Raw genomic sequence first — 10508 nt, 5'->3', positions numbered from 1 at the left:
AGCGGCGCGGGGTGTGCATAATACGCTTTCCCGCTACAGAGTCAAGCATTTTTTGCTTTTCTCTGTTGAGATTCTCAGGAGAATCCCGCTGACCCGGCGGCGTGTTTGCCGTTGTTCCGTGTCAGTGGTGGCGCATTATAGGGAGTTATTCTGAGCTGACAAGAGGAAATTTAAAATAATTTTCCGAATGCGCGTTTTTTCAGCAAAACACCTGTGAGCGTGCCATAAAACAAGCAATTTGCCGTTTTTGCAACCGCAATCACACTTCCAGGTGGCATACTAAAGAGGAATAAAAAGAAAAAGGAAGATAAGTAATGCCTTTAAGCGCACAACAGTTAGCTGCACAGAAAAACCTTTCATATGTTCTGGCTGAGAAGCTGGCACAACGAATCTTAAAAGGTGAATACGCACCTGGCACCATTTTGCCGGGTGAAATTGAACTGGGTGAGCAATTTGGTGTGAGTCGTACTGCGGTACGCGAAGCGGTCAAGACGTTAACGGCAAAGGGGATGGTTTTACCGCGTCCACGAATTGGTACTCGGGTCATGCCACAATCCAACTGGAACTTTCTTGATCAGGAATTACTCACCTGGTGGATGACAGAAGAGAACTTTCATCAGGTCATTGATCACTTTTTGGTTATGCGTATCTGTCTGGAGCCGCAAGCCTGTTTACTGGCTGCAACGGTAGGAACAGCAGAACAGAAGGCGCATCTCAACACGCTAATGGCCGAAATGGTCGCATTAAAAGATAACTTTCGCCGAGAACGTTGGGTTGAGGTCGATATGGCCTGGCATGAGCACATCTATGAAATGAGCGCCAATCCGTTTTTGACCTCTTTCGCCTCGCTATTCCATTCGGTTTATCACACTTACTTCACGTCAATAACCAGTGACACCGTGATAAAGCTGGATCTGCACCAGGCGATCGTCGATGCGATTATCCAAAGCGATGGCAACGCGGCATTTAAGGCTTGTCAGGCGCTACTACACACTCCGGATAAGTGATAACCAGACAAAGGGACATTGAATGAGCGAGAAAAAGAAGCGCAGTATGGCGGGTTTGCCATGGATTGCGGCGATGGCTTTCTTCATGCAGGCACTTGATGCCACTATCCTGAATACAGCCCTCCCCGATATCGCTCATAGTCTTAATCGCTCCCCCCTCGCTATGCAATCGGCCATCATCAGTTACACGCTGACGGTGGCGATGCTTATTCCGGTCAGCGGATGGCTGGCCGATCGCTTCGGCACACGCCGCGTTTTCACCATTGCCGTTAGCTTGTTCACGTTGGGTTCTCTGGCCTGCGCACTCTCAAACTCGCTGCCACAACTGGTTGTCTTCCGTGTTATTCAGGGGATAGGCGGCGCAATGATGATGCCGGTCGCTCGCCTGGCGTTACTGCGCGCATACCCACGCAATGAACTCCTCCCGGTACTGAATTTTGTCGCCATGCCGGGTCTGGTAGGGCCGATTTTAGGGCCCGTTCTTGGTGGCATGTTAGTCACGTGGGCGACATGGCACTGGATCTTTTTAATCAATATTCCCATTGGTATTGCGGGCCTTCTTTACGCTCGCAAACATATGCCCAACTTCACCACAGCACGTCGAAAATTTGATATCACTGGTTTCTTACTGTTTGGTCTTAGCCTTGTGCTCTTCTCAAGTGGAATAGAGCTGTTTGGTGAGAAAATTGTTGAAACCTGGATAGCCTTGACGGTCATTGTGGCCAGCATAGTGTTACTGCTTCTCTATATCCTCCATGCGCGACGAACGCCAAACCCATTAATTTCATTAAATTTATTTAAAACCCGCACTTTCTCGATCGGTATCGTAGGCAATATTGCAACCCGTCTGGGGACCGGCTGTGTACCGTTCCTTATGCCATTGATGTTACAGGTAGGATTTGGTTATCAGGCGTTTATTGCTGGCTGCATGATGGCACCGATAGCGTTAGGCTCCATTATTGCGAAATCGATGGTTACGCAGGTTTTACGGCGTCAGGGCTATCGCCATACGTTAGTGGGAATTACGGTGATTATTGGTTTGATGATCGCCCAGTTCTCATTGCAATCTCCGGCAATGGCGATCTGGATGCTAATTTTGCCGTTGTTTATTTTAGGGATGGCGATGTCGACGCAATTTACCGCGATGAATACCATAACACTTGCCGATCTGACCGATGACAACGCCAGCAGTGGTAATAGCGTTCTGGCTGTCACGCAACAGTTGTCGATCAGTTTAGGTGTAGCCGTTAGCGCAGCCGTTCTTCGCGTTTACGAAGGGATGGAAGGTACGACGATTGTTGAACAATTCCACTATACGTTTATTACGATGGGGATTATTACGGTTGCTTCAGCAGCGATGTTCATGCTCCTGAAGGCAACTGATGGTAATAATTTGATTAAACGCCAGCAAAAATCTAAGCCGAGCCACGCGCCATCAGAATCGGAGTAAGTTGTAATCGTTGTTGCTGTAAGGTTGGCTGCGCCATTCGGTGGATGAGTACATCAATCGCCAGCTCTCCCAATTCATCTTTCGGTTGATGGATAGTGGTGAGCGGTGGCGTCATATAACGTGCCAGTTCAATATCGTCATAACCAATCACCGCGATATCCTGCGGGACATGCAATCCAGCCTGGTACAACGCCTGGTAAACACCCACTGCCATTGCGTCATTTCCGGTAAAGACCGCCTGAGGACGCAGAGGATGTGATAACAGCTGTCGCATCGCGTCAAACCCGCCGTTAAATTCAAAATCGCCAGTCACTTCATAGCCATCGGGAATGTCGAGGCCAGCACGTTTCATCGCCGCCCGATAACCTTCCAGCCGCAATCGGGCAGGCGTTTTATCCAGAGGCCCGGTAATACAGGCGATACGAGTATGACCTTTGTCGATCAGATATTGCGTTGCTAAATCGCCTCCCAGCAACGAGTTATCCTGAATGAGATCGCTGTCGCCATCGAACGGCGCCCAGTCCATCATCACGGTAGGCACAGTCGGATAACGTTGCATGATTTCACGCGAAGGCTGATGCGTTTCGGTGCACAGTAACAGCAAGCCATCAACACGCTTTTGCATCAACGTTTCCAGATTACGATTCATTCGCTGCTCATCGCCTTCGGTATTACAAAGGACAAGACTATAACCGCGCTCGAAGCAGCTGCGTTCAACACCACGCACCAGTTCTGAATAGAAAGGATTGGTACTGGCAGTGATCAACATGCCAATGGTATGTGTTTGATTGAGTTTGAGGCTACGCGCCAGAGCTGATGGCGCGTAATTGAGTTCTTTAATCGCCGCTTCAACTTTGGCGGTAATCGCTTCACTGACGAAGCGATCTTTATTGATGACGTGAGAAACTGTTGAGGTAGAAACGCCCGCCAGGCGGGCAACATCTTTCATTGTAGCCAAGCGTCACCTCTGCCTGTCTAAAAATGCGTCGATCTCTTCACGCCACGGTACGGAAGGTTGTGCACCTTTACGTGTTACGGCAATCGCAGCGGCGGCATGGGCAAAACGAATCGCCTCTGGCAATGGTTTTTCTTCCAGCAACGCCGTGATTAACGCGCCGTTAAAGGTATCTCCGGCAGCAATGGTATCGACAGCCTGCACCCGGAATCCAGGAACGCGCTGACCTTCACTATTCACGCTAGCCCATACACCACGACTTCCTAAAGTAATCAGTACAGTACGGATACCTTTTTCATGCAGTACCTGCGCCGCCTTCGCCGCATCTTCATCATTTTCAACACGAATACCGGTGAGCTTTTCTGCTTCCGTTTCGTTTGGCGTAATAATGTCCACCAGCGCCAACAGTTCGTCAGGAAGTTCGCGAGCCGGGGCCGGGTTAAGCGCAACGATAGTCTTATTTTGATGGGCAATTTTCGCTGCTGCCATCACACTTTCGAGTGGTGATTCCAGCTGCATTAATAATGCTGAGGCATTCGCAATACGCTCACGTTGCGCTTCCACCAGCGCCGGGGAAAGGGCAGCATTAGCGCCAGCATGAATACCAATGACATTCTCACCTTCGCCATTAACAAAAATCAGCGCTACACCTGTTGATTCACCTTTGATCACGCTGACCGGAGAAATATCAATGTTATCAGTAGCGAGCTGCTGACGTACGCTCTCGCCAATACTGTCATCGCCCGTGCAGGCTATAAACGAGATATTCGCGCCGCTACGCCCTGCTGCCACCGCCTGATTCGCGCCTTTGCCGCCAAATGCGACTTGATAGTGGTTACCGGTTACGGTTTCGCCTGGAGTAGGAAAAGATTGAAGATTAAGGATATGGTCAGCATTAATGCTGCCAAGAACAACGAGGCTGCCTGCGTTTTGCATATTCGGGATGTCCATAAAATGCGCCACCGGGTTAGGGTGGCGCGTACCCTGCTTTTCTTTATATTACACGTTCATCTGTCGATGACGTATTGATGCCACTATCAGGTTATAAAACCTGACTAAGACTACTGCTTAACAACCAGTTTCAGATCAACCGGATATTTCGCCTGAACTTTTTCGCCTTTCAGAACTTTGTCCGCGGTTTCGACACCTTTCGCGCCAATCTGATCGGGTAACTGAGCGATAGTCGCTGCCAGTTTGCCATCATTTACTGCTTTTTCGCCATCAGGTGTACCGTCAAATCCGACGACCATCACATCCGATTTACCAGCAGTTTGCAGCGCACGCAGTGCGCCCAGCGCCATTTCATCATTCTGCGCGAACACTGCCTGCACATCCGGATGAGCGGTCAACAGGTTCTGCATTACGTTCAAACCTTTGGTACGGTCGAAGTCTGCCGGCTGGCTGGCAAGGACGTTAAATTTGTGAGCAGCAACAGCCTGCTGGAAGCCTTCGCCACGTTCACGGGCTGCGGATGTACCGGCAATGCCTTGCAGCTCGATAACTTTGGCACCTTCGCCCGCTTTCTTCGCGATGTAATCACCGGCGATTTTGCCGCCCAGTACGTTATCAGAAGCAATGTGGCTCACCACTTCGCCTTTCGTGGCCTGACGGTCAAGGGTGATAACTGGGATGTTCGCCTGGTTTGCCATCTTCACGGCGTTACCCACCGCATCGGAGTCGGTTGGGTTAATCAGCAGAATTTTGGTGCCGCGAACGGTTAAGTCCTGCACGTTCGCCAGCTCTTTCGCCGGGTTGTTCTGGGAGTCCAGCACCACCAGGTTATAGCCGAGTTTATCCGCCTCTTTCTGCGCGCCATCTTTCAGCGATACAAAGAACGGGTTATTGAGTGTGGAAACCACCAGCGCAATGGTGTCTTTTGCCATTGCATTCGCACTAACGGTGGCGCTTAGCGCAACAGCAGAAACCAGGGTAGCCAGTTTTTTCATGTTCATATTCAAGATGTCCTGTAGTCGTTATTACTGCTTTTTGTTGTCTACCAGCACCGCCAGCAAAATCACCACAGCTTTGACGATCATCTGGTAATAGGAGGAAACACCTAACAAATTCAATCCATTATTAAGGAAGCCAAGAATTAATGCGCCGATCAACGTCCCAACAATGCGACCTTTTCCGCCCGCCAGACTCGTACCGCCCAGAACCACCGCAGCAATAGCATCCAGCTCATAGCCAGTCCCCGCCGTGGGTTGTGCGGAGGAGAGGCGCGCCACTTCAATGATCCCGGCCAGCGATGCCAGCAGACCACAAAGAGAATAGACGATGATTTTGATTTTATTGACGTTGATACCAGAAAGACGCGTTGCCGCTTCGTTGCCGCCCAGCGCGTAGATGTAACGCCCCAGACGCGTGTGATGCAGCATGTACCAGGCCGCGAGGAAGACAATCCCCATGATCCAGACTGGCGTCGGTACGCCCAGCGGACGACCAATACCAAACCAGCCAAACAGATCGGCGTTCTCAGTAAAGCCGGTATTCACTGGGCTACCGTTGGTATAAACCATAGTCACGCCGCGCAGCAATAACATCATCACGAGGGTAGCGATAAACGCCTGGACGCGGCCTTTCGCCACAATCACCCCTGTTACCGCACCAATTGCGGCACCTAATGCCAGTGCGGCAGCGACAGCCACCAGCGCATTGACTTCAATGCCGACGATAGACGCAGCAACTGCGCCAGTCAGCGCCAACAGAGAACCGACGGACAAGTCGATGCCCGACGTCAGGATCACCAGCGTCATCCCTACCGCCATAATGGCGTTCACCGAGGTTTGCTGGAGAATATTGAATAAGTTATTGATGGTGAAAAAGTTCGGGCTTAACGTCGAGACAATCGCGATCAGCACCAGCAGAGCGATAAGCGATTTCTGCTCCATCAGCCACGCTTTCGTGAAATAACGGCGACCAGAAACAGTCTGGGTTGTCATTTTTTTACTCCTGATTCACGCGATTAAGCTTGCCCACAGCGGCAGCCATTAACACTTCCTGGGTGGCTTGCTCACGAGTAAATTCCCCGCTGAGATGCCCTTCATGCATGACGATGATGCGATCGCTCATGCCTAATACTTCTGGCATCTCTGATGACACCAGAATGATGCTCAAGCCATCGGCTTTGAACTGGTTGATCAGTTGATAGATCTCTTTTTTCGCGCCGACATCTACACCACGGGTAGGTTCATCAAGGATAAGTACTTTCGGGCGCGTCATCAGACCGCGGGCAATCGCCACTTTTTGCTGATTGCCACCGGAGAGCAGGCCAATTGCCTGTTCCATTGACGGCGTTTTCACATTGAACAGGCGAATAAAATCACTCACTGCCTGTTGTTCATCGGCATGCTTCAAACTGCCGCCAGTACGGCTGAAGTAGCGCAGCGCAGTCAGCGACATATTTTCTTTTACTGACATGCCCAGTACTAAACCGTCGCGTTTACGGTCTTCAGAGATATACACAATGCCGTTTGCCAGGCCATCCTGCGGTGAACGAGTAATAACTTCATGCCCATCCAGCGTGACATAACCGCTGGTGCGCGGCAGTGCGCCATAGAGCACTTTCATTAATTCGGTACGCCCCGCGCCCATCAAACCAGAGACGCCAAGGATTTCGCCATTGCGTAGGGTAAAAGAGACGCTGTTAACACCAGGTCCGCAGAGATTATCGACTTTCAGGCGGATATCTCCCGGCGCTTTGTCCAGGTGTGGATACTGCTCTTCCAGCTTGCGGCCCACCATCATCTCAATCAGCGAATCTTCGGTCAGTGATGCCACTTCACGCTCGGCAATAAATTGCCCGTCACGAAAAATGGTAACGTCATCGCAAATCTCGAAGATTTCTTTCATGCGGTGGGAGATATAGACAATGCCGCGCCCTTGCGATTTCAGCTCGCGAATGACGCGGAACAGGGATTCGGTTTCGGTATCAGTCAGCGCATCTGTCGGTTCATCCATAATGATGACTTTCGACTCAAAGCTCAGCACTTTGGCAATTTCAACCATTTGCTGGTCACCGATGGAAAGATCGCCCACCAGCTTGTCGCTTTTAAAGCGCAGGTTAAGTTTAGCCAGCAATTTATCCGCTTCGGCATACATGGTTTTCCAGTCAATTTTGCCAAAGCGATTAACAAACTCACGACCGAGGAAAATGTTTTCGGCAATGGTCAACTGCGGGATCAGGTTCAGCTCCTGGTGGATAATCCCAATCCCGGCTTCCTGGGAAGATTTCGGCCCGGTAAATGTCGTTTCTTTCCCCAGCCATAAAAGCGTACCGGCATCGCGAGTATAGATACCGGTAAGCACTTTCATCATGGTGGATTTACCCGCGCCGTTTTCGCCTACCAGCGCCATCACGCGGCCCTGATAGACATTTAACGCGGCGCCCGAGAGGGCTTTTACGCCCGGAAAGGCTTTATCAATGCCTTTAAGCTGTAGTAATGCTTCCATGACGACCTCAGAACGTCACGCCAGCACAGAGAATGATATTCGCATACGGAGAACATTCTCCGCTGCGAATTACCGCCTGACTTTCTGCGGTTAGTTGTTTGAATTGTTCATGCGTGGTGTAACGAATTTCAATGGTGTTTCCCTGGTGTTGTTGCAGCTGCTCAAGGTGAGTGAGCAACGTTTCGTGGAGTTGCGGATTATGTTGTTTGATCTCTTCCGCGATAATGGCTGCCTCAACCTGCATTTCACTCGTAACAACTCCCAGTACCTGCATAAAAGAAGGTACGCCCTGGGTTAATGCCACATCGATACGCGTTGTACTTTTTGGGATGGGTAAACCAGCATCACACACCACCAGCGTATCGGTATGCCCCAGACGGGAGATCACCGACGAAATATCAGAATTAAGAACGGTGCCTTTTTTCATTTTTTTCTCCATCAGCGAAACGTTTCGCTGACCAGCAGTTTAATCCTGACTGAACAGAGAAAACCATCGCAACGTTACTGAAATGTGATCAACATCGAAACGTTTTACATCGTGATTAAGCATGAAAAACAAAAACGCCTCCTTTATGGAGAAAGGAGGCGTCTGGCGTTAGATTTCGACCTGAGTACCTAGTTCAATAACCCTGTTTGGTGGGATTTCAAACTGATCTGGTGCACGCAGTGCATTACGCTGCAACAGCAAGTACAGTTTGCCACGCAAACGTAAGTACCACGGGCGTTTGCCGAGGATCAACGACTCATGGGACATAAAGAAGGAGGTTTCCATCATCCGGCAACTTAACCCTTCCAGGCCACAGCGGTGGAAGACTTCTTCCACGTTTGGCGTTTCCCGCCAGCCGTAACTTGCCACCACGCGCCAGAAAGTGGGCGACAGTTGTTCAATCTGTACCCGACGGACGTTATGGACATATGGCGCGTCTTCGGTACGCAGAGTTAACAGAATCACCCGCTCATGCAATACCTTGTTATGTTTCAGGTTATGCATCAGCGCAAAGGGAATGACGTTGATTGCACGCGACATGTACACCGCGGTTCCGGGAACGCGAACGGGCGGTGATTTTTCCAGCGAAGCAATCATCGCTTCCAGAGAGTTACCATGTTCATGCATCCGTCGCAGCAGGCGGAAACGCTCGCTCTTCCAGGTGGTCATCACGATAAACATCACCGTACCGAGGCTCAATGGCAACCAGCCGCCGGAGAGCAGTTTATCGAGGTTAGCGGTGAACAATGGAATATCGACACAAAGGAAGGCTATCAGGATCAGCGCAACAAAATACTTATTCCAGTGCCAGTTCTGACGCGCCACGGTAGTCGAAAGAATAGACGTCAGTACCATCGTTCCGGTCACCGCAATCCCATACGCCGCCGCCAGGTTACTGGAGTGCTCAAAGCTGACAATCACAATCACGACCGCGACATAGAGCATCCAGTTCACAAACGGAATATAGATTTGCCCTGACTCCCTTTCGGAGGTGTGAATGATACGCATCGGCGAAAGATATCCCAGACGTACCGCCTGACGCGTCAATGAGAAAACGCCAGAGATAACTGCCTGCGAGGCAATCACCGTTGCCAGTGCAGCGATAATCAGCAGCGGGATTAGCGCCCAATCAGGTGCTAACAGGAAGAACGGGTTCTTAATCGCTTCCGGGTTCTTTAACAACAGCGCTCCCTGGCCGAAGTAGTTAAGGGTTAAGGAAGGCAAGACGACAGTGAACCACGCCAGGCGAATCGGGAACTTACCAAAATGCCCCATATCGGCATACAGCGCCTCGACTCCGGTAATCGACAGCACCACCGCCCCTAATGCAATAAAAGAAACCGTTTTGTATTCAAGGAAGAAATGCACCGCCCACATCGGATTCAGCGCATGCAGCACTTCCGGGTTAGCAATAATGCTACGTAACCCCAGCCCTGCCAGAATCAAAAACCAGGTCAGCATGATCGGCGCAAACAGCTTACCGACCATAGCCGTGCCATGTTTTTGAATCATAAACAGTAAAGTAAGAACGATGATTGAGAGGGGAACTATCCAGGTATCCAGTTGCGGGGCGACGATTTCCAGACCTTCAATGGCAGACATCACCGAAATAGCAGGTGTTATGACGACTTCACCATAGAAAAAGCTGCCACCGATTAGCCCCATAATCACCAGCATTGATGTGGTTCGCGCCGACGTATTACGCCCGGCAAGCGACATCAACGTCAGAATTCCCCCTTCTCCGGCGTTATCCGCGCGCATCACGAAGGTAAGGTATTTGATGGAAACCACAAAGATTAGCAGCCAGAAGATCAGCGATAAAAAGCCAAACACGGCATCGCGTTCAACGCCAAAACCAAACTGGCCGGACAAACATTCACGAAGTGTATATAACGGGCTGGTACCAATATCGCCGTAGACAACTCCAATCGCCGCGAGGGTTATCGCGGGCAACGATTGCTTATTATCAGTGCTCATAGACTAGTCTTTCGTTGAAATATGAAATGTGTGCGTAGTCCCTTGGCCCACAAAAAAGCGCTCAGTATGCACGATTAACGGCAAAATCGTACTCCTAAATGCGGCCACATTAACCTGGCTCAAAGAAAAATATCCCTTCTTTGAGACTATTTTTGCCACCAGCAAGAAACGTCTATACTC

General features: G+C 50.4%; 9 protein-coding genes. 2 read left to right on the top strand and 7 right to left on the bottom strand.

Translation table 11 applies throughout. The features are described 5' to 3' along the window. Nucleotides 1–314: 314 nt before the first annotated feature. Both FEK66_RS01400 and mdtD read left to right on the top strand, forming a co-directional pair. The gene (locus FEK66_RS01400) at nucleotides 315–1007 is read left to right on the top strand and encodes a FadR/GntR family transcriptional regulator (RefSeq protein WP_130222537.1); all 693 of its coding nucleotides are present in this window, start codon (nucleotides 315–317) and stop codon (nucleotides 1005–1007) included. A gap of 22 nt (nucleotides 1008–1029) precedes the next feature. Continuing rightward, nucleotides 1030–2457 (top strand): multidrug transporter subunit MdtD, encoded by a 1428-nt coding sequence (gene mdtD / locus FEK66_RS01395; RefSeq protein ID WP_135495434.1) that lies wholly within the window; start codon nucleotides 1030–1032, stop codon nucleotides 2455–2457. Here the strand turns inward: mdtD and rbsR are convergent. The 7 genes from rbsR to kup all read right to left on the bottom strand — a co-directional run bounded on the left by rbsR (nucleotide 2423) and on the right by kup (nucleotide 10328). Continuing rightward, entirely contained in the window at nucleotides 2423–3415 is a 993-nt protein-coding gene (gene rbsR / locus FEK66_RS01390) for a ribose operon transcriptional repressor RbsR (protein WP_130261125.1), read from the bottom strand. The two genes, mdtD and rbsR, sit on opposite strands and share 35 nt — an antisense overlap. A gap of 3 nt (nucleotides 3416–3418) precedes the next feature. Next, nucleotides 3419–4348 carry a ribokinase gene (gene rbsK, locus FEK66_RS01385; RefSeq protein WP_135495456.1) on the bottom strand — a complete coding sequence of 310 codons (930 nt, stop codon included), beginning with the start codon at nucleotides 4346–4348 and terminating at the stop codon, nucleotides 3419–3421. Nucleotides 4349–4473: 125 nt separating this feature from the next. Then, a complete protein-coding gene (gene rbsB, locus FEK66_RS01380) occupies nucleotides 4474–5364 on the bottom strand; it encodes a ribose ABC transporter substrate-binding protein RbsB (protein WP_001056273.1) in 891 nt (296 codons plus the stop codon). A 24-nt stretch (nucleotides 5365–5388) separates the two neighbouring features. Next, a complete protein-coding gene (gene rbsC, locus FEK66_RS01375; protein ID WP_000211858.1) occupies nucleotides 5389–6354 on the bottom strand; it encodes a ribose ABC transporter permease in 966 nt (321 codons plus the stop codon). 4 nt (nucleotides 6355–6358) lie between these two features. Further along, nucleotides 6359–7864 (bottom strand): ribose ABC transporter ATP-binding protein RbsA, encoded by a 1506-nt coding sequence (gene rbsA / locus FEK66_RS01370; RefSeq protein WP_135495433.1) that lies wholly within the window; start codon nucleotides 7862–7864, stop codon nucleotides 6359–6361. A 7-nt stretch (nucleotides 7865–7871) separates the two neighbouring features. Then, entirely contained in the window at nucleotides 7872–8291 is a 420-nt protein-coding gene (rbsD, locus tag FEK66_RS01365) for a D-ribose pyranase (RefSeq protein ID WP_130206840.1), read from the bottom strand. A 168-nt stretch (nucleotides 8292–8459) separates the two neighbouring features. Beyond that, the gene (gene kup / locus FEK66_RS01360; RefSeq protein WP_130206838.1) at nucleotides 8460–10328 is read right to left on the bottom strand and encodes a low affinity potassium transporter Kup; all 1869 of its coding nucleotides are present in this window, start codon (nucleotides 10326–10328) and stop codon (nucleotides 8460–8462) included. Nucleotides 10329–10508 lie beyond the last annotated feature (180 nt).

The organism is Escherichia sp. E1130, assembly GCF_005781065.1.
Taxonomy (GTDB): domain Bacteria; phylum Pseudomonadota; class Gammaproteobacteria; order Enterobacterales; family Enterobacteriaceae; genus Escherichia.
This window is presented reverse-complemented; position numbering and strand designations above follow the sequence as displayed.